Genomic DNA, 18,443 nt, shown 5'->3' with positions numbered 1-18,443 from the left:
GCGATGCGCTCCGCCACCTCACCCCCAGGGACCTGGACGCGCTGATCAACGAAGCACTCTCAGCCACCGAAGAGGGGCGGCGGCAGGTCGTGGTCGAGCGAGTCTCGGCCTTCGCGGCCGAGCAGCCCGGCGACGGCAGCCCGCGTACTTCACGACGACGGAGTGCCGGGCCGCGGACGGCATGCACGTCGGGTGGAGCCCGTTCGTCGCGGCGCTCGCGAGCACCGAGGACGTCCCGGACCTCAGGCACACCCGCACCACGGCGACCCGCGCGCCGGTCTCGCGGCGGGGACGCTGGTGGAGGTCTTCACGCTCTGTGCGTCGATCACGCAGGCCGAGGGCTCGGCGTTGCGGCCCTCCTGCTCGCGGACCAACTTCCGTAACAGGCCGTTGAGCTGGGCGAAGATGCCGTCCTTCTGCCACTTGGCAAAGTAGCCGTAGACGGAGTTCCAGTGGGGGAAGTCGTGCGGCAGGTAGCGCCACTGCACCCCGGTGCGGTCCACGTACAAGATCGCGTTCATGATTTCGCGCAGGTCGAGCTCGGCGGGCCGGCCGAAGCCCAGCGCCCGGCCGTGGCGCTCGTAGCGCCAGGCGGCCAGGACCGGCTCGATCAACTCCCAGCGTGCATCGGACAGATCACTCGGATACGGGCGACGGTCAGCCATGACCTGGAGATACCGCCGTTCAGGGGCGTGCGCCCAGGCGTGCGTGCGGCCGTATCGAAGCACGGGATGGACCCGGGCGTCCTGGAATGAGACAGGCGCAAGCCGTCCTCCGCCCCAGGTGTCACACCATTCGTCTCGGCATCCACCACCAGCCCGACAGCCTCACCAGCATCAGATCGCCGGACGGTAGAAACACGGCTATACCGCAATGACTCAGGTGAAAACGACCACTAAGACCTCGTTTCTTATGGCGCTCTTGCGGTTATCGTGCCTGGGGGGCCGCCCCTTCGGGGCTGGGCCAGGGACTGGGGGATCGTGGACGAGACGTTTGACGCCGTTGGAGAAGCATTGTGTTGCGCCGCAGCCATCCGGCTGGGCGGAGCCACACAGGTGCTGACCGAGCGATCTGGCCTGCTCGACCGCTACAGCCTGATCATGGCGGGGGTGGAGAGCATCGTGGCGTTTCTTGACGGCCAAGAACTCGACGACGATCTGCTCGGCTCTGCGTTTGCCGAAAGCTGGTCCCTGGATGCCAGGTACCCGACAGGGCTCACGGGCCATGGCTTCGTGAAAGGCTGGACATCTCTGGTGTTTGGCACGGTGGTGCTGACCAGGCCAAAGCAGCAGAACATCGTGGCAGCGCAGACGCTGGACTTCGCGTCGAAGGCGGTGGCAGCTTGGCCATCCGCCATCCGTATCGACTCCTTCGACAGCCTCGCCCGTTTCGAGCTGACTTGCCAACAGGAGGCGAAAGACCGGCTCCGGAAGGACAGTCTGCCTGCTCTGTGGAAACTGACGGAAGTTCGGTCGAAGCAGTACCGCCAAGTGGCAGAACGCCTCGTCGGATAGTCAACACCTCAACGCCCATTGTCAGTGCGGTGCGCTTCACTGTCCGCCATGGAGCTCATGCAAGCAACCGTCAACGACCTGCTGGCCCGACTCGGTCCGGGGGACGGCTACATGTACCTGCCCAGCGACCTGGACCCGCAGGACCTGACCGACCTGCTCGGCAGCAGGTACGGCGCCCCGCACACCCTCGTCCTCGACGGCTTCACCGACCCGACGCTCGGCGAGTCCAGGGGCGCGGCTCTCCTCGTCCCCTTCGAGGACCGGGCCGTGACGATACGGGCGTGGGCGTACGGGGATCAGTGGGTCGGCACGGGTACAGCACGGGACGCCGAGGGGACCGAGCGGCCGGTGCTGGTGGTCGCTCACAGGGAGGTGCCCGAACCCTTGGCCCTCGCTCCGGACGAAGACGTCGACTGGATGGAGCGGCTCATACGGATCACCGGCTGGACACACCCCGCCCAGCGGCCGGACATGGACTGGGCGGAGGTGGAGTCGCGCCTGGGCACCGCGCTGCCGAGCGACTACAAGCGCATGGTCGAGACGTTCGGCGAGGGCGCCTTCGACGGATTCCTGAACCTGAACCAGGAGCCGTGGACGGGTCTCAGGGAGGACGGTCTGCTCATCTGGGCGGGCACGGAGCATGAGGACCTGTACTGCTGGAGGGCCGACGGCGACGACCCCGACCGCTGGCCCGTCGTGGTCCGGTCCTTCGACGGCGAGGACATGCCCTTCGACTGCCAGGCCGCAGAGTTCGTCTGCCGCATCCTCATCGACCCGCACCACCCGTTCACGATGGCCCGCTATTTCGACACCCACTGGTTCATGAACTACCAGGAAAGCGGCTGACCGAACCCCGCCGCCAACGGCATCCGCAGCCTGGTTGGAGCTCCCTATCTGCTCCACCTGGCGGCTGAGCTGACCCCGGTTTCGTGGAGTCCCCGGCCTGCCCCCCTTTAGGGCACAACAATCATGCTCACCCGCGTGGCGTCGTGTTCCCTGACGCCGCGCGGGTGAGCATGTGCGGACCCAGCCCTCATCCCGCACCGAGGCGATGCGATGCCCGACCGCGCCGACCACGTCCGCCCCGAGGGCGTCGCACCACGGGGGATCTTGCGGCACCAGCCGCCGGAGCAGTGGCTGTTCAGCGGCATCTACGGACTGGTGCTGGCCAGCGCCATGGTGGCCGCGCTGGACGCGACGGGCGAGAAGGCCGATCCCGGTCCGGACGCGCTGTGGGTGCTGCTCACCGCGCTGGCGTCGAGCGCCGCCCATGGGTACGCGCACGTCATCGCCCAGCGGGCGTCCGTCGACGGGGCAGCCACCACGAGCAGACTGCGGTCGGTGCTCGCCGAGTGGCCACTGGTCGCCGCCGTGCTGCCCACGGTGGGGATACTGCTTGCCGCGGTAGCCGGGTGGTGGGCAGAGGCCACGGCGGTAGACGCGGCCCTGCTGTTCAACACCGTCGCCTTGTTCGGCTTGGGCGCCTCGGCCGCCCGCACCGCCGGGCACGGATGGCCGTCCTCGTGCCGGGCAGGGGGCCTGGATATGCTGATCGGCCTAGTGATCATTCTTGCGAATGCCCTGATCCATTAGCCAGGCCGCCGGGTTCCATGTCGGCGAGAAGGCCGCGATTCCTTGATCCACGGCGCCCTTCCTGTCCCGCCGCTGCCGACGTCGACAACCGGCGTCGCTTCGTCTTCACCCGGACCGCAGATCGGTCGGACACGATAAGGACGCTCGGGAAGGGCCACGAGCGCCACATACCGTCGGCCGACGTACGGGTGACGTCCGTTCTCGTTCTCGCGGACAGAGCCAGACCACGGCAGGTCACAGGCTTGCTCGCCGCGAAAGGTCAGGTGAGTACCTGCACTTCGCCGACGCGGACGCCGACGGTGCTGGTGCGGGTCTCGGTGAACTCGCCGGAGTCCGCTCCGCCGCCGGTGACCTGCCAGGTGACAGTCCAGGTGGAGGTGGCGGTCAGCGGGTACCGCTCGCCGGGCTCGTTGATGCTGGTCTGGGTGTAGCGGTGCCCGCCGTCGGGAGAGTCGGCCATACCCACGCTCCCCTGGTAGGGGGTGCCGGGGCCGGCGCAGGTGACGGTAGAGCCGTCGCCCATGGCCCAGCTCATCGAGGTGACCGTCGCGGTGGCGGGCCCATAGGTGGTAGGGCCCTGGCGGACCCACAGCCACATCGCATCCCGACGAGGTACCGGCCCGCCGCTCACGCAGCCGCCTGTCGGACTCCTCCAGTGCGTCGATGCAGCGGCGGACGGTGGCCTCGTCCGGGCAGTAGTACATGCACTCGCTGCGGGCGATCGGCTTCTTGTCGCCGCGCCGGCCGGCGTCGGTGTCCTCGCCGTTGAGCACGCGAACACGCGTGGGCGCACCCTGTTCCAGGAACTCCTTGACGATCGTCAAGTGTGGCTCCTCTCGGATGGATGGGAGCCTACCGGCTTCCCTCTGAGTCGAATAACAGCGGTGCCGCTGTATGCGGACGCGGGAGAGAGCGGCTGACGTCGTGTAACGGACGGTCGGTGATGGTCGGCATCGCGGTGACCACCGTGATCCTCGTGGCGGTGTCGGTCGTCGTGTGTGACCTCCCTGAATGAGCGTCTATGAGCTGTTCGGGGAACCGGTGGTGCGCTGCTGGCGCGCCGTGGCCCGCCAGCAACCGGCTGAGCCGCAGGATGATCACACGGACGGGCGGGGCGGCGGGCCCGATTCCCCGGCGGCGCCTGCGCAGCCCGCGGGCCCCTGCGCAGCCCGCGGGCCCCTGCGCAGCCTGCGGGACCGCCCGCCCTGCTGCACCGTTCTCCCAGTGGTGCAGCCACGCAGTGCGCCCGTGCGCCGCGCACGCAGACGCGAACCTCGATTCACAAACGCGCAATCGGACCTCCGGTCACATCCTGGATGCATGACCAGGCGGACCGCTCGGCAGTACGAGCAGTGCAGCGCCGAGTTGCTGGAGGGAAGTACGAGGTGCGGGCCGCTGACCTGCGGTGTCTCATGAAAGGGACACCAGTGGGACATGGCTCGTGAGGCTGTGACGCGGTTCATGAGATCCCACAAGTGCGCCGGCAGGGCAGAGATGGGAGTGGGTTGTCATGGCACGCGCGATCTGGACGGGTGTGATCACGTTCGGGCTGGTCAGCGTGCCTGTCGGCCTGTTCGCCGCGACTGAGGATCACACGGTCCGCTTCCACCAGCTGCAGCGCGGCACCGCGGACCGGATCCGTAACCGCCGGATCAACGAGCGCACCGGCAAGGAAGTCGATGCCGAGGACATCGTCCAGGGATTCGAGGTGAGCGAGGGCGAGTACGTGGTCGTGGAGCCCGATGAGCTGGACCGGATCGCGCCGGGCCGCTCCCAGACCATAGAGATCAGCGACTTCGTCGACTTGGAGCAGATCGAGCCGGTCTACTTTGACCGCACCTATTACGTGGTCCCGCCAGGCAAGGAGTACACCAAGGTCTATGAGCTGCTGCGGGCGGCACTGGCGGAGGCGAACAAGGTCGGCATCGCCACTTTCGTGATGCGCGGCAAGCAGTACCTGACCGCGCTGCGCGCGGAGGACAAGGTTCTGGTGATCCAGACCCTTCACTGGGCTGATGAGGTCTGTGATCCCGGCAAGGAGTTGCCGGAACGGCCTTCGGGCCGCGCCGGGAGGGGCAAGGAGCTGGACATGGCGCTCCAGCTGATCGACTCCCTCAGCTCGCCGTGGGACCCGGACCGCTACCACGACACCTACCAGGAGAGGGTGCGGGAGCTGGTGCAGGCCAAGGCCGAGGGCCAGGAGATCGCAGCGGCGGAGGAGCCACTGGCGGCCCACCAGCGTCATCGATCTGATGAACGTTCTGCAGGGCAGCATCGACCAGGCCCGCGGTGGCCGTGGCGGCTGCCGGGCCGCGGCAGAAGAAGCCGGCCCCGGCCCGCAAGGCGGCACGCAAGCCCGCCGTGAAGACGGCGAAGAAGACCGCCGCCAGGAAGGCGCCGCCGAAGACGGCCCGCGCGTCGGCCGCATCCCGCGGCCAGCGCGGTGGAGGCAAGAGCGAGCTGCGGCAGCTGAGCAAGGCGGAGCCGTACCAGCGGGCCACCGAGCAGAAGCCAATTGATCACGGCGTCCCTCAGAGGCCGCCGTGGGCGCTGAGCCGTCTCCCCCAGGGCTTGCGGCCACTTCCGTTTCCTCACGGCAGCCCAACGATGCGGTGCCCACACCACCGCCCACCTCCCTGGTCGGAGGTGCTCCCCCGGCTGCGGCCGGTACGGGATCTGCTTCGGCGTCCTGCCCGATTTGCCCCTCAAGGCTGCCCCCCTTGACCTGGCCTTCTCCTCCTCAGCCGCGCCCTTCTCCAAGGCGGTAAGGACGTCCTCGCGGAGGTGCATCCCGGCGGCGTCGTGGTGAGCGCGCGCGGTGGTGGAGTCGATGCTGACCAGCGACAGGTCCACCTCGCTCCGCTTCGCGGCTTCCGCGATCACGCCCTCCAGCAGGGCCTCGAAAACGCCTGCGTCACGCCACTGCCGAAAGCGGTTGTGCACGGTCGACCAGGCGCCGAACTCCTGCGGCATTTCCCGCCACTGCGAGCCAGTCTTGAACCGCCAAATCACGCCATCGAACTGCTGCCGCAGCCGCTCGGGGTACGGGCCGTACTCGCCGATGGGCAGGTACAGCCCGATGAACTCCCACTCAGGATCCGTCAGTTGCACTCGCATCACGCAAGAAGATCTACCCTCCCAGGCCGCGCCGCGAGGGCGAAGTCCGGGACTGCCACCGTCGGCCTTCGAGCCGAACTAAGCTCAGCCGAGACCGCGATGGGCGGCCCACAACGCCCCGGCACGGCTAGCAGCGCCGGCGACCAGGGCCGCCAGTTCGGGTTTGTCGGGGACAGGGAACGAGACGTATGCGCCCCGACCACCACCGACTGGTCGGCCATAGGCCTTTGCGGCGAGGTGACCGTCCGGGAGAAGCCGGACGTTGAGTGTGGTCAGCGTGAACGCTTCACCGCGTCGAGTGTCCGTCCAGCGGAGCGTCTGCGGGATCGTGACATTGATCGCCAGAGCACTCACTTCCACTTCCAGGTCGCTGCTCATGGACGGATGATCTCACGCGAGTCGCCGCAGGCGGCCGCCACCGGCTTATGTAGCAGGCAGTTTGATCACGACTCGATACGCGCCCTAGCAGGGCATCCTCCCGGCCGGCCCCGGAGCCCGGAGCCTCACCGAGTTCTTCGCCAGCATCGACGAGAAGCTCGGCCCGGCGTCAGCCACGGCGCCCAAGACCCAGCGCAGTGACCGCGACGTGCTCAACCTGCTGATCAAACGCGCCAAGGTCCTTCACCTCGGGCCCGCGAACTACTGCTGGTTCACCGACCCGTCCCGGGCACTATGCCTCAAGCTGGCCGGCACCCCGACCGCCGACCGTCCGCTGGTCGGGATGTGTGACTCCGCCCGCTGTCCGCAGGCCACCCATCACACCTGCCACCGGCCCGTCTGGGCCGACCACGCCGAACGCACCGAGACCTTCCTCGGACAGCTCGGCACCACACGAAAGACCGAACGCACCCGCCTGAAGGCCGACTACGACCGGGCTCTCCGCGTCGTCGCCGAGATCGACGCCGCCTGCACCACCATGAACGAGGACTCCGCATGAGAATCTCCGCATCCCAGCGGGCCGAGAACGAGAACCGCATCCGCGCCGCCGTGGACCGCCTCCTGCGCGGCGAGATCCCGCCCGGCGGAAAGTGTGACATCAAGACCCTCGCCCGCGAAGCGGGCGTCGACCGCACCGCCTTCTACGGCACCCGCCCCTACGCACACCTCCGCGAAGAGTTCGAACGTCGCCTGCAGGCCCTGCAGCAGACCGGTGAGATCCCCGACCCCCGCGAAGCCCAGATCACCCGGCTCAAGGCAGAGAACACCAAGCTCAGGGAGCGGCTGGCACATTCGGAACAGAGGATCGACGAGCTCACGGACTTTCGCAGCCAGGCCCTGGCCCGGCTCGCCGCCCAGCACGAGGAGATCGTCCGCCTCCGTGAGGCCGCTGCTGGAACCAGCCGGGTGAGTCGTCTCCCTTCACCGCGGACCACGGTGATCGGAACCTGCAGCTGAAGAACGATCCCTGCTCGGTCAGACCGCGGGCTCGGGGAGGTGACCGAGGTGCTTGATGACGCGCTCACGCAGGAGGAGGTACTCCTCCCAGCGCCGAGGCAGAGGCCCCGGCGGGCGTTTGACGTCACGGGCTGCGGTGACAGTCTGGCCATCCTGGAACTGCTCGCGCGTCAGGTCGAGCTCCACACCGCTGGGCAGTTGATTCCACCAGTGAAATCCATGCTGTTCCCCGCTGCAGTGGACCTCCCCGACCATGAGGTCCCCACCGAAGATGTCGTTCACGATCAGAGCCGTGATGTCACAGTGGCCCCACGCTGGGTTGCCGGGCTGCCAGCCGGCGCGAGCGAGGTCGTCCGGAGAACAGGTGTCGGCGGCCCAACTGGCGCGCAGGGCTTTGTCGATGTCCAGCAAGTTCCAAGGGATCATGCCGACAGCATCGCAGCCGCCACTGACATCATCGGCAGATCGCCGGGGAGACTCCTTCTTCAGCTGCCGGACCCGGACTGCAGATATCGGCGCAGAGCTTCCCGTCCTCCCGGAACGAAGAGCCATTGATCGACGACCTCGCACAATTCGGCTTCTGTCAACCAGTCCTGCCAGGCGATCTCACCCGGGTCCGGGACCAGGGGCTCCGTCACGACAGCCTCATGCACCCCAAACCACACGGGGCTGATCCCCTCCCGGCAAAGGAACTTGAACATGAAGCGCACAGGCACACGAACGCCCAGCTCTTCGGACAGTTCCCGGGCCGCGGCTTCCTCATACGACTCGCCCACGTCCACGGCGCCACCGACCATCACGTCGTAGTAGCCCGGGAACTGGGACAGCGTCTCGGACCGCCGCAGCACCAAGATCCGCCCTGCCCGATCACGGCAGATCGTCGTTGCAATGCGATGCGGCCAGCCTTCACGCACCGCCTCGCCTCGCTCGACGACACCCAACACACGGTCGTACTCATCGACATGCTCAACCAGTTCGCTCACGCAGGCACGATCTCAGCCCCGCTGACAGCGCGACCCCACGAGCGCAGAGACGAGTGATCCGCATCACAGGAAGTCCCGCCGAATACAACACACCCGACCATCAGGGTCGCGAAGGCGGCCTCAACAACTCGGCCTGCTCAATCACCACACGAGGCCATCCGCACACGGCCTCTGCGGACACAAGGCACACTCTGACCACCCAGGCGATCAACCGGGGCATGTCGTTGGAGGCCATCGCGGCACTCCTTGGCCACCGGTCAATGTTCATGACACGTGTTTACGCGCGGATCGCCGACCGCACCGTCGCCGACGAGTACTTCGCCGTCTCGGAGAAGGTCGAGGCACTCTACGACGCCCCGCGCCAGCTGCCGGCCGACGGCCGAGGGGTCGGAGATGGCCAAGCTCCGCCGCGAGATGCACCGCCGGATGCTCGGCAACGGCTACTGCGCTCGCCCCGTCGAGATGGACTGCCACTTCGAGTCGATCTGCGAGTCCCGCACGTTCTTCGTCACCACGATCGAGTTCCGCTCTGCCCTCGAACGCCAGCGGGACGACGCGGCGGCCAAAGAGCAGATCGCACGGGAGCAGATCTTCGACGGACTCCTCAGCCAGCTCGACGAAGAAGTCTCCTGAGAGCGGTCAGTAACTGGAGGGAGCTGTTCTGGCGAGCTTGTCGAGGATGTGCGGCCATGCCGCCTCTCCCAGGAGCGCGTCAGCTCTGGGCGTGCCTCCGTACAGGAAGTGCGGGGAGGCGGGCGCCGGGCTCTCGCCTGGAAAGCGCGGTCGGTGGCCGGCGTCGTGGCGGGCGATGAGATGCGCGGTCCTCCCGGCTGAGCGTCGGCGTTCTGCCAGTTGTTCGGCGAAGCGGAGAGAAGGCCACATCGCGTCGTCGCCGCCGGCGACGAGCAGCAGGTCGGCCCGGGCCTTGTCGACGGGGATCTCTGCCCGAGGGAGCAGGTGAGCGAAGCTCCGCTCGCTGAGTTCGTACCAGCCGCGGATGGCGGCCGGACCGCTGCCGTGGTTGACAGGGGTCCAGGAGTCATCCAGCGGAACAAAAGGCAGGGGCTGCCCCTGCCAGGTCCAGGAAGACCGATACGGGCGCTGTTCCCCATCGGGGCCCGGACCTACATTGCACCAGACTCGCGAGGTGGGCGACAGCGCGATGACAACGTCGACGCGCGGGTCGTGCACGGCCGTGAGCAGAGCTGCTTCAGCGCCCTTGGAGACACCGAGGATGCCGATGCGCCGGACCCCGGTCTTGGTGAGGAAGTCGACCGCAGCGGTGAAGGTTTCCAGGGGGATCTCGCAGATTCCCGGAGACTGCCCTGGTCCGCCGAACCAGCGGATGGACAGAGCCGCGATGCCCTGCTGAGCGAGGATACGTGCTCGTTCGCGTTCGATGCGTCCGCTGGAACCGGCCAGGACCAGGACGCCGACGTCACTGCCGCGGGCGGGAGCGGCGAGAACGCCTTCCCAGGGACGGTTCAGCTCGTGCTCAACAACGTCCACGGGCTCCCCAGCTCGGCGCTTCGCGGTCAACAAGAGTGTCTTGAGCAGCTTCTCAAACGCAGCCGGAGACTTGACATCGAGACCCGCGTATTAGAGGCGTCCCACGCCGGCTGGTGCCCGACAACCTGAAGACCGGTGTCGACAAGCCCGACCTCTACGACCCGAAAATCAACAAGGCGTATGCCGAACTCGCCACTCATTACGGCGCGTTGGTGGACCCCGCGAGGGCCTCGAAGCCGAAGGACAAACGTCTGTCATCACACTGCACCTCATCGGGTCGTTGCGGAGTATTCGGGGTCCAGGACGCTGCGGCGTGGTCGGCCGATGACGGGCCGGACCAGGTCGGGGCCGGGCAGCGGGTAGACGTACTCGCCCTTGTCGTTGGCCAGGACGCCGGTGATGATGCCGTCTCGGCGCCAGTGTTTGACGGTCTGGAAGTGGACGCCGAGGTGGCGGGCGAGTTCGGAGACGGTCAGCATGCCCGCGTCGAGGAGGCGTTGGCGGTGGCTGCGTAGTTGGTAGGCGTTCCGCAGGTGAATGATCATGCCGCGGGTGAACGGCTGACCCATGCCGCTGGCCAGGCCCCGTTCGTTGAGGATGGCCGCGCACTGGGCGTCGGTGTGCTCGTCGAGGAGTTCGTCGAGCGCGGTGATGACAGCGGGGTCGGTCTGCCGCAGTTCCCATGCGGTCATCGGCCGGGGCAGGGTGAGCTGGTGGTTCTGCCCGCCGCGCAGGACGACGCCGACGCGGATGTGGTCGGTCTTGGTGAGGGTGACGTCGGTGACCAGGAGGCGGATCATGCGTTTGCGTTCCCGCATCGGGGTGGCCGGGTCGTTCCAGAGTCGGGGGAAGTCGGCGGCCAGCGCGGTGATCCTGGCCCGCGTCTCGGGCGAGAGCGGGCCGATCGCCGTGTTCTTGGCGCGTTCGTACTCCTCGGTGGCCTCGGCCAGTTCGCGCAGGGCGTCGTTCCAGTCGGCTTCCAGGGTGTCGGCGACGAGCCGGTTGGCGGGGTCGACGGACAGGTAGCGGCGTCGGGCGAGGTCGGCGCGGTAACGGGCGCGTTCGACGTGGGCGGCGCGGAGCCGGTCGGCTTCCTCGGCGCGGGCGGTCAGTTCGTCGCTGACCCGCAGGGCGACCTCGAGGGTGAGCGGGGTGAGGGTGGCCAGCAGCAGCTCGCCGACGGCGGCGTCGATCTGGTCGCCGACCATGGTCTGGCAGATGGGGACCGCGTTGCGGATTCCCTCGAACTGACAGACGTAGATGGGTTTTCCGGTGCCCTTGTAGTGCTGGTAGCGGACGGTCATGCGGCGGCCGCACTTGCCGCAGGAGACCACGCCCTGCAGCAGCGCGTTGCCTTCGCGGGGCGGAGAGGCTTTGCGGTCACTGCCGCGGGCGGCGGCGAGTTCGGCCAGCCGGGTCTGGTTGGCCTCGAACTCGCTCCAGGTCAGATAGCCCGGATGCGCGTCGGTGATCAGCACGGTCCAGTCCTCGCGGGGCAGCACACGGCTGGTGGTCTTGCCGCCGGGGCCGCGGCGTTGGCGGCGCCGTCCGTAGAAGAACGCGCCGGCATAGCGCGGGTTGTGCAGGATCTGCAGGACTCGGTGGTGCTGCAGGAATCCCCAGGTCAGCTCGCCCTTGTTGGGGCCGGTGCGGATCCGGCGGGGGAACTTGAGGCCCTCGTCGGCGAATGCCTTGACGCATGCGTAGGCGGAGCCGGTGGCGGCGAACGTGGTCAGCAGGTGCCGGATGGCTTGCTGGATGGAGGCATCGGGATCGAGGACCACACGGTTGGCGTGGTCGTAGACGAGACCGACGGGCAGTGGCTGGATCAGCTCACCGCGTCGTGCTTTGGACAGCGATCCGCCCCGCAGACGGGCCTTGAGCAGGTGCAACTCCGCCTCCGACATCGTGCCTTTGAGTCCGAGGAGCAATCTGTCGTTGAAGTTCACGGGGTCGTAGAGGCCGTCCTCGTCCAGGATCAGCGTGCTGGTCAACGCGCAGATTTCCAGGAGCCGGTGCCAGTCGGTGTTGTTGCGGGCGAGGCGGGAGACCTCCAGGCCGAGGACGATCCCGGCGTGGCCCATGCCGACTTCGGCGACCAGGCGCTGGAAGCCGTCGCGGCCCTCGGTGGAGGCGCCGGACTGGCCCTGATCGGTATCAATGACGATGATCTGGGAGTGGTCCCAGCCCAACGCGACCGCACGGCCGCGAAGGGCGTACTGCCGGGCGGTGGACTCGGTGTTGTTGATCACCTGTTTGAGGGTGGACTGCCGGATATAGAGGTAGGCGTCACGCTGCAGATGTTCGCGGGTCACCTTGCCCGCCGCCGCGGTCGCGTCCATAGACAACATCAACTCCCCTGGAATCATGGGCTGTTCCACCGGCCGGTGTGTCAGATGGGTGGAGGTGGGCCAGGGCCATCGCGGACAGGATCCGTACGAGTTCGTCACTGTCGCCCGGCAGGTTGGTCGGCAGCTCCCCGGAGGCGGGCCGGACCGCCGGCTCGGGCAGGGCCCGCCATGCCGCCGCCCAGGCGGCCATACCCTTGGCGGCGAGGACACCCCGGCCCAGCCGCCAGCCGTCGCCCGAGCCGTCGGCGACCGCCGCCCGCAGTTCCTCATAGCGGGTCGCCACCGCCCGCGGCTCCGTCTTCGCGGGGCTGTCAGCTGCGGCTTTTGGGGGACTCCTGGGCGCGTGAGGTCTCCCGACGGGCCAGGGCCCGTTCGATCGAGCGCGGATGAACACTCACGCCGTACTCGGTGAAGACGGCGTCGGCCAGGTCGCGGGAGCGCAGGGCCGGATCGGCGGCCAGTCGTGTCTCGACGTACTCCATGACCGGGTCGGTGAGCTTGCGCGGCCCCTTCGGCCCCGGTTTGCCCGGCACCAGCGCCGCCGGACCGCCGGCGTCCAGCGCGGCCACGGCGTCGTAGTAGACCTGCCGGGAGAACCCGAACTCCCGCACCGCCCGGGCCGCGGGCACCTTGTCGACCCGCACCCGCCGCACCATCTCGTACTTCACCTGCACCAGATCCCGCGGATCGCAGAACTCGGACGCGGTGAACACTGCGTCGACCACGGCCTCCGGCCGCGGGTTCAGCGTTCGCGTCGCCCGCAGGGCCTCCTCCTTCGGGTCGTTCACCGTTCCGTTGGCCATGCCGCCTCCCTCGCCTGCTTGCTGCCTCAACGATTGCGTCGCGACCGATCACAGCCAAGAGCGCATGGAGGCAGCCGATCATGAATCTGTGCAGGCCAGTTGACATGGCGCACGCTCTCTCGATCACCGTGCGCCGAACACGCCCCCATGTCTGCGGCGTGATCCTCAAGGCGGTCACGGCGCAATCTCCTTGGCACTGCCGCTGCGGCCGTCGAGCTGGTCGATCAACTCGGCCAGAGCCAGGAGGTCCCCGGTGCGGAACGGGCTGCGGCCCGCGGCCAGGACCACGAAGGGATCCTCACCACCCGCATCGGTCCACGCCGTCGGCAGCGAGACCACCTCGCCCGCCTCATCGCGGAAGTACACCCGGTCCTCGCCCCAGTTCTTGCGCCGCACCACGAACTCGTACGACCGGCCATGCCACGGATGGAACGGGTGCGTCACCCGCACAACTCGCTCCGCACCATGCGGATCAGGAGCACTTGACGGCGCTGTCCAAGGGCGGGGTCGAGCACGAGGGCGGCCGCTTCCGCCGCACCCACCTGGTCCCTGTCCCCGAGGTCGCCACGCTGGCAGAGCTGAACGCGAAGATCGCCGAGATCGACGCAGCCGAGGATGAACGGATTCTCGCGGGCAGGCTGACCACCGTCGGCTTCAACTTCTTCACCGAGGCCGACCAGCTGACGCCGCTGCCGTTCGAGGAGTTCGAGTGCGGCATCACCCTGACGCCGAAGGTCGACCGCAGCAGCCGGATCACCGTCCGGCAGTGCCACTACTCGGTGCCAGCCCGCTTCATCGGCCAGAACGTGCGCGTGCTGTTGCGGGGCAACGAACTCCTGGTCTTCGAACGGCGGGAGATCGTCGCCCGCCACCCACGGCTGACCCGCAGGGGCGACTTCCGCGACGAACTCGACCACTATCTGGAGATCCTGCTGGCCAAGCCCGGGGCGATGGCCGGCTCGACCGCGCTGGTCACCGCCCGGCAGAACGGTTCGTTCACCGAGGTCCACGAAGCATTCTGGGCCGCGGCCCGGGCCGCCCACGGGGACGCGGCCGGGACGCGGGCTCTGATCGAGGTCCTGCTGCTGCACCGCCGGATGCCCCCTGCCGTCGTCGAGGAGGGCATGGCCGCCGCGATCCGGGCGGGCACCACCAGCGCGGACGTGGTCGCCGTCGAGGCCCGCAGGGCCGCCGCGCTGGCACCGCCCCCAGCCGAGGACACAGACGAGGAGGGTGACCCGCCGCCCTGGGCCGAGCCAAGCGGCGTGGTCTCGCTGATGGCCCGCCGGGCCCAGCTGCCCGAGGACAGACGGCCACTGCCGGACGTCGCCCACTACGACCAGCTGCTGACACGCCAACCGAAAGGCACCGCATGAGTACGACCGAGACCACGGCCACCCAAATCCCCTCACCCCGCCGCGACATGGGCCCGGAGGAAGCCGTGGACACGGCCACCGACGAGGCATGCCGGGCCCTGCACCTGCCCACGATCCGCCGCCGGGTCCAGGAGATGGCCGGCGCGGCGATGCGCCAGCGGTCCAGCTACAAGGACTTCCTCGCCGACCTGCTGGAAGCCGAGTGCGCCGAACGCGAAGAACGGCGCAAGCAGCGGCTGGTCCGGGACGCCAGCTTCCCCCGGCCCAAGCGCCTGGAGGACTTCGACTTCGAGGAAAACCCCAACGTCACACCGGAACTTGTCGGCACCCTGTCCGACCCGGCCTGGGTCAAAGCAGGACAGCCGCTCTGTCTGATCGGCGACTCCGGCACCGGGAAGTCCCACCTGCTGATCGGGATCGGCACGGCCATGGCCGAGGCCGGACTCAAGGTCCGCTACACGACCACGGTCAACCTGGTCAACGAGCTCGCGGAGGCTGCGGACGAGAAGAAGCTGACCCGCACCATCGCCCGCTACGGCCGCGTTGACCTGCTCTGTCTGGACGAGTTCGGCTATCTCGACCTGGACAAGGCCGGCGCCAAGCTGCTGTTCCAGATCTTCACCGAGCGGGAGGAGAGGCGGGCCATCACGATCGCGTCGAACGCCCCGTTCTCGGAGTGGAAGCAGACCTTCACAGACCCCCGCCTCTGCACGGCGATCGTCGACCGGGTCACTTTCAACGCGCACATCGTCGAGACCGGAAGCCAGCCCTACCGGTTCGCCCAGACCCAGCGGAAACGCCGCCGCTGACCTGCACCGACAACTACGGCCGGCCTCCCTGACGGGAGACCGGCCGCAGCCATTTCGGGCCCAGCCGTCAAGTCCCAGTGCCGACCGCGCACCATAGCCCGTTCTCGTCCAGCCGCCGCGGCCACTGGGCGGTCCGCGACCTGAGCCGAGTCGGGTCAGCAACCCTCCACGCACCTGTCGGGGGCGCGCTTACGGAGGTCCGCCGAGGCCTCAAAACTACCGTCAACACCCCCCACCCCGGCCAGCAGAACCACCCGATCGAAGTGGGGCCAAATCACCTTGCTACAGGGACGTGAATCACACCAATACACGCCCCCTCCACCCCGGCAGTGGAGCCAAAACAACTCCGTGCAGTGGAGCCCAAAGAAGTGCTTACAGACAGACCGTGACCGTGGAGCCCGGGTAGGCATTCCACGGGCTGATGTGGACTTCTGAGTCATCAGCGGCGACAGCGGCCGGGATCTGCAGCTTGAGGGCACCGAGAACCAGGCCGATGCCTGCACCGATGTGTGTGTAACGCATGTGAATCCTCCGACGGAGCGGTGTCCGGCCTGTCTGCGCGGCGCCTGTGCTGTGCTCCGCTCACGAGGCAACCGACAGTCCGTCAGTCTCGCAACATGACGGAGCGGCAGATGTGTCGCCCAGTCAGGTGCAGCGGCGTTCCCGCTTGATCGCTTACGCAGGTCATCGGCGTGGAGATCGTCACGGCGGAGGAAGCGCCGGAGGGGAGCGAACGGGCTACTGGCGCCTCGTCGGGTCTGCGTCCTGGGGCACCAGCGCCTGCGGCAGCAACTCAAGCTGCCACTGGTGTCAACCGCATCGGCGCCCCACGCCGCCAACCACCGACGCGACCTCGGCGTGGTGGACGGGTCGGTCGATCATCGCGGCCGCTACGGTTGCGTCGCCGAAGACCTCACGTCGGCCAGCACACGCCAGTGGCCGTCGACCAGGTCGCCGGTCTGACGGGAGGGCAGCATCCGGGCGGCGATCATCCGGGAGCAGCCGCAGACGATGACCAGGACCGGCGGGCGGCCCGTCTGTCCGTAGTCGAGCGGGATGTCCACCGGCGGGAACCACAGGTCGCACTGCGCGAGCTCGCCGGGCTGATAGACCGTCCGCGAAACCGGGTCCACCGGCAAAGAGGCCGGCCTCAGCTCGCGTACCCGCTCCCGCAGGATCGTCAGCCCGCTCCCAGCCGATCCGCTCGGTGATCACGGTGACCGGCATCGTCGGGGGTCTGCTTCAGTTTCTCCTTGCTCGAAGGCGATGCGGCAGCGTTCAACCTGCTCGGCCAGGTGCTCCATGAACCAGCGCATGAACTCGTAGAGGATGACGTGCTCGTCGTGGCTGTGGATGTGGACGGTCGGCTCCAGGCTCGGATCCTCGTCGGGTATCACCGCCACCACGAAGGCAGCTCCAGGCAGGTGAGTCTCCGCATTGGGAATCTCAGCCCAGGAAGCCGGCGCCGGTTCGGCTTTGCTCAGCTCTACACACCACGCGTCGTCGGGCAAGGCGTAGTGACGGCCTGCATGAACGCGGAACTCTGGCATGTCCGCAGGCTGCCACAACCGCCGCATCGGAGTCTCGCGAGTATCCCGCCCAGCACCTGGTACATGCCCGAGCCGGCGTTTGCGGGACAGCCTCAGCGCAGCGAGCGGAGGCCCGTGCGGAGCTCTTCGACGAAGAGTTCTGGCTGTTCCCACGCAGGGAAGTGGCCGCCCTTGGGGAGCCGGTTGTAGTGGATGAGGTTCGGGTACGCCTGCTCCGCCCAGCTTTTGGGCGCCTGGTAGAGCTCGTCGGGGAAGACGCTCACGGCGACCGGGAGCGTGACGCCCTTGGCGCCGAAGAACGGGGTCTTGTTCTCCGCGTACAGACGCGACGCGGAGATCGCCGTGTTCGTCAGCCAGAAGAGCGTGATGTTGTCCAGGACGTCGTCGCGCGTCAGGCCTTCCTTCTGCCCGGCGAAGGACCGGGAGATCAGCTCCAGGCCGGGGTCGAGCATGAAGGCCGCCAGGCCGACGGGCGAATCCGCGAATGCGGTCAGCGACTGCGGGATCGAGCCCATCATGAGGGCGTAGGCGACGTGCCGGTACACGGAGTTCAGCTGCTCGACCGCCGCCTTCTCCTCGTCGTTGGTGAGGGTCACGTCGGAGGGCAGTGGGTTGCCTGCCGCGATCGCCGCCTCGATGGCGGGCGGAACCACAGCGGGCATGTTGGTGTGGATGCCGACCAGGCCCTCAGGCTGCTGCACACCCATGAGGTCCGTGACGATCGCACCCCAGTCGCCGCCCTGCGCCGCGTACTTGGTGTAGCCGAGGCGCTTCATCAGCTCGGCCCAGGCACGGGCGATGCGCTCGGGGCTCCAGCCGGTCTTGGTCGGCTTGCCCGAGAAGCCGTAACCGGGCATCGACGGGATCACCAGGTGGAAGGCGTCAGAGGCGTCCCCGCCGTGGGCCGTGGGATCGGTGAGCGGCTCGATGATCTTCAGATGTGCCATGATCGAGCTGGGCCAGCCGTGCGTGACGATGAGCGGCAGGGCGTTTTCGTGCTTCGAGCGGATGTGGATGAAGTGGATGTCCAGCCCGTCGATCTCGGTGATGAAGTTGGGCAGGGCCTTCAGTTTCGCCTCGACCTTGCGCCAGTCGTACTCCGTCGCCCAGTAGCGCGCGAGCTCCTGGATCGTGGCGAGCTGCGTGCCCTGCGACTGATCCTCGACGGTCTCCTTCTCCGGGAAACGCGTGGCCTCAATCCGCCGGCGCAGGTCCTCAAGCTCCGCGTCGGGGAACTCGAACGTGAACGGCCGAATCGCCGTTGCTTCGGGAGTGACAGACATATGGGTGGTTCTCCTTGCTGTGTCCAGCGACTCCATGCCGCTGGCTCGTCCACCTTGGCCCAGACAGGCGTGCATCGCCCCGGGGGAAACCCGGGGGGTCGGCCCCGTGGCCGAACTCCAAGGTCCGTGCCGGGAGCGGCCGAACCCTGGCACGTGCGGT

Annotated in this window: 21 protein-coding genes and 2 pseudogenes; 9 read left to right on the top strand and 14 right to left on the bottom strand. The window is 68.0% G+C overall.

Annotation, left to right across the window (positions count from 1 at the left end):
* Positions 1-287: 287 nt before the first annotated feature.
* A pseudogene (locus StrepF001_RS12490) lies at positions 288-665 on the bottom strand (transposase); the annotation flags it as partial.
* A 315-nt stretch (positions 666-980) separates the two neighbouring features.
* On the opposite strand from StrepF001_RS12490, the gene StrepF001_RS12485 reads away from it, so the two are divergent.
* The 3 genes from StrepF001_RS12485 (at position 981) to StrepF001_RS12475 (ending at position 3,107) form a co-directional block, all read left to right on the top strand.
* The gene (locus tag StrepF001_RS12485) at positions 981-1,514 is read left to right on the top strand and encodes a hypothetical protein (protein ID WP_129798288.1); all 534 of its coding nucleotides are present in this window, start codon (positions 981-983) and stop codon (positions 1,512-1,514) included.
* A gap of 48 nt (positions 1,515-1,562) precedes the next feature.
* Positions 1,563-2,360 (top strand): SMI1/KNR4 family protein, encoded by a 798-nt coding sequence (locus tag StrepF001_RS12480; RefSeq protein WP_129798287.1) that lies wholly within the window; start codon positions 1,563-1,565, stop codon positions 2,358-2,360.
* 210 nt (positions 2,361-2,570) lie between these two features.
* Positions 2,571-3,107: a hypothetical protein gene (locus StrepF001_RS12475; protein WP_129798286.1), complete on the top strand. Its 537-nt coding sequence runs from the start codon at positions 2,571-2,573 to the stop codon at positions 3,105-3,107.
* Between the two features lie 259 nt (positions 3,108-3,366).
* Here StrepF001_RS12475 and StrepF001_RS45570 read toward each other — a convergent pair whose 3' ends face one another.
* Positions 3,367-3,642, bottom strand: a complete 276-nt coding sequence (locus StrepF001_RS45570) for a hypothetical protein (protein WP_165396242.1) — start codon at positions 3,640-3,642, stop codon at positions 3,367-3,369.
* 975 nt (positions 3,643-4,617) lie between these two features.
* Between StrepF001_RS45570 and StrepF001_RS12465 the strand changes: the two genes are divergently transcribed.
* A complete protein-coding gene (locus StrepF001_RS12465; RefSeq protein WP_240797438.1) occupies positions 4,618-5,472 on the top strand; it encodes a Ku protein in 855 nt (284 codons plus the stop codon).
* Between the two features lie 353 nt (positions 5,473-5,825).
* On the opposite strand, the pseudogene StrepF001_RS47705 reads toward StrepF001_RS12465, so the two are convergent.
* Both StrepF001_RS47705 and StrepF001_RS12455 read right to left on the bottom strand, forming a co-directional pair.
* Positions 5,826-6,227: pseudogene (locus StrepF001_RS47705) on the bottom strand (transposase); the annotation flags it as partial.
* Between the two features lie 81 nt (positions 6,228-6,308).
* A complete protein-coding gene (locus tag StrepF001_RS12455) occupies positions 6,309-6,602 on the bottom strand; it encodes a hypothetical protein (protein WP_129798284.1) in 294 nt (97 codons plus the stop codon).
* A 208-nt stretch (positions 6,603-6,810) separates the two neighbouring features.
* Between StrepF001_RS12455 and StrepF001_RS12450 the strand changes: the two genes are divergently transcribed.
* A complete protein-coding gene (locus tag StrepF001_RS12450) occupies positions 6,811-7,161 on the top strand; it encodes a hypothetical protein (protein ID WP_206306829.1) in 351 nt (116 codons plus the stop codon).
* Entirely contained in the window at positions 7,158-7,619 is a 462-nt protein-coding gene (locus StrepF001_RS12445) for a hypothetical protein (RefSeq protein ID WP_129798283.1), read from the top strand. Before StrepF001_RS12450 ends, StrepF001_RS12445 begins: the two co-directional genes overlap by 4 nt.
* 18 nt (positions 7,620-7,637) lie before the next feature.
* Here the strand turns inward: StrepF001_RS12445 and StrepF001_RS12440 are convergent, their stop codons facing one another.
* Together StrepF001_RS12440 and StrepF001_RS12435 are read right to left on the bottom strand one after the other, a co-directional pair.
* Positions 7,638-8,045, bottom strand: coding sequence for a hypothetical protein (locus StrepF001_RS12440; protein WP_129798282.1), 408 nt, complete (start codon positions 8,043-8,045; stop codon positions 7,638-7,640).
* A gap of 59 nt (positions 8,046-8,104) precedes the next feature.
* The gene (locus StrepF001_RS12435) at positions 8,105-8,602 is read right to left on the bottom strand and encodes an NUDIX domain-containing protein (protein ID WP_129798281.1); all 498 of its coding nucleotides are present in this window, start codon (positions 8,600-8,602) and stop codon (positions 8,105-8,107) included.
* Positions 8,603-8,995: 393 nt separating this feature from the next.
* Between StrepF001_RS12435 and StrepF001_RS46360 the strand changes: the two genes are divergently transcribed.
* On the top strand, positions 8,996-9,235 hold the full coding sequence (locus StrepF001_RS46360; protein WP_206306828.1) for a hypothetical protein: 240 nt from the start codon (positions 8,996-8,998) through the stop codon (positions 9,233-9,235).
* A gap of 6 nt (positions 9,236-9,241) precedes the next feature.
* Here StrepF001_RS46360 and StrepF001_RS12425 read toward each other — a convergent pair whose 3' ends face one another.
* The 5 genes from StrepF001_RS12425 to StrepF001_RS12400 form a co-directional block, all read right to left on the bottom strand.
* On the bottom strand, positions 9,242-10,111 hold the full coding sequence (locus StrepF001_RS12425; RefSeq protein WP_129798280.1) for an acyl-CoA thioester hydrolase/BAAT C-terminal domain-containing protein: 870 nt from the start codon (positions 10,109-10,111) through the stop codon (positions 9,242-9,244).
* Positions 10,112-10,380: 269 nt separating this feature from the next.
* Entirely contained in the window at positions 10,381-12,453 is a 2,073-nt protein-coding gene (locus StrepF001_RS12415; protein WP_129798279.1) for a recombinase family protein, read from the bottom strand.
* The gene (locus StrepF001_RS12410; RefSeq protein WP_129798278.1) at positions 12,401-12,745 is read right to left on the bottom strand and encodes a hypothetical protein; all 345 of its coding nucleotides are present in this window, start codon (positions 12,743-12,745) and stop codon (positions 12,401-12,403) included. Before StrepF001_RS12410 ends, StrepF001_RS12415 begins: the two co-directional genes overlap by 53 nt.
* 28 nt (positions 12,746-12,773) lie before the next feature.
* The gene (locus StrepF001_RS12405) at positions 12,774-13,265 is read right to left on the bottom strand and encodes a helix-turn-helix domain containing protein (RefSeq protein ID WP_129798277.1); all 492 of its coding nucleotides are present in this window, start codon (positions 13,263-13,265) and stop codon (positions 12,774-12,776) included.
* 174 nt (positions 13,266-13,439) lie between these two features.
* Entirely contained in the window at positions 13,440-13,709 is a 270-nt protein-coding gene (locus tag StrepF001_RS12400; RefSeq protein WP_240797437.1) for a DUF5372 family protein, read from the bottom strand.
* Between the two features lie 38 nt (positions 13,710-13,747).
* Here StrepF001_RS12400 and StrepF001_RS12395 point away from each other — a divergent pair, with 38 nt between their 5' ends.
* Entirely contained in the window at positions 13,748-14,641 is an 894-nt protein-coding gene (locus StrepF001_RS12395) for a hypothetical protein (protein WP_129798275.1), read from the top strand.
* Positions 14,638-15,450, top strand: a complete 813-nt coding sequence (gene istB, locus StrepF001_RS12390; RefSeq protein WP_129798274.1) for an IS21-like element helper ATPase IstB — start codon at positions 14,638-14,640, stop codon at positions 15,448-15,450. The genes StrepF001_RS12395 and istB overlap by 4 nt, the downstream gene beginning before the upstream one ends.
* An 890-nt stretch (positions 15,451-16,340) precedes the next feature.
* Here the strand turns inward: istB and StrepF001_RS12375 are convergent.
* The 3 genes from StrepF001_RS12375 to StrepF001_RS12365 all read right to left on the bottom strand — a co-directional run bounded on the left by StrepF001_RS12375 (position 16,341) and on the right by StrepF001_RS12365 (position 18,283).
* The gene (locus StrepF001_RS12375; RefSeq protein ID WP_240797486.1) at positions 16,341-16,583 is read right to left on the bottom strand and encodes a hypothetical protein; all 243 of its coding nucleotides are present in this window, start codon (positions 16,581-16,583) and stop codon (positions 16,341-16,343) included.
* Positions 16,584-16,661: 78 nt separating this feature from the next.
* Positions 16,662-17,000: a hypothetical protein gene (locus tag StrepF001_RS12370; RefSeq protein WP_129798273.1), complete on the bottom strand. Its 339-nt coding sequence runs from the start codon at positions 16,998-17,000 to the stop codon at positions 16,662-16,664.
* Positions 17,001-17,092: 92 nt separating this feature from the next.
* Positions 17,093-18,283: an epoxide hydrolase family protein gene (locus StrepF001_RS12365; RefSeq protein ID WP_129798272.1), complete on the bottom strand. Its 1,191-nt coding sequence runs from the start codon at positions 18,281-18,283 to the stop codon at positions 17,093-17,095.
* Between the last annotated feature and the right edge of the window lie 160 nt (positions 18,284-18,443).

Origin of the sequence: Streptomyces sp. F001, assembly GCF_004187715.1 — a bacterium.
GTDB lineage: Bacteria > Actinomycetota > Actinomycetes > Streptomycetales > Streptomycetaceae > Streptomyces > Streptomyces flavusporus.
The sequence above is the reverse complement of the archived record's forward strand: the minus strand, read 5'-3'. Positions and strand labels throughout refer to the sequence as shown.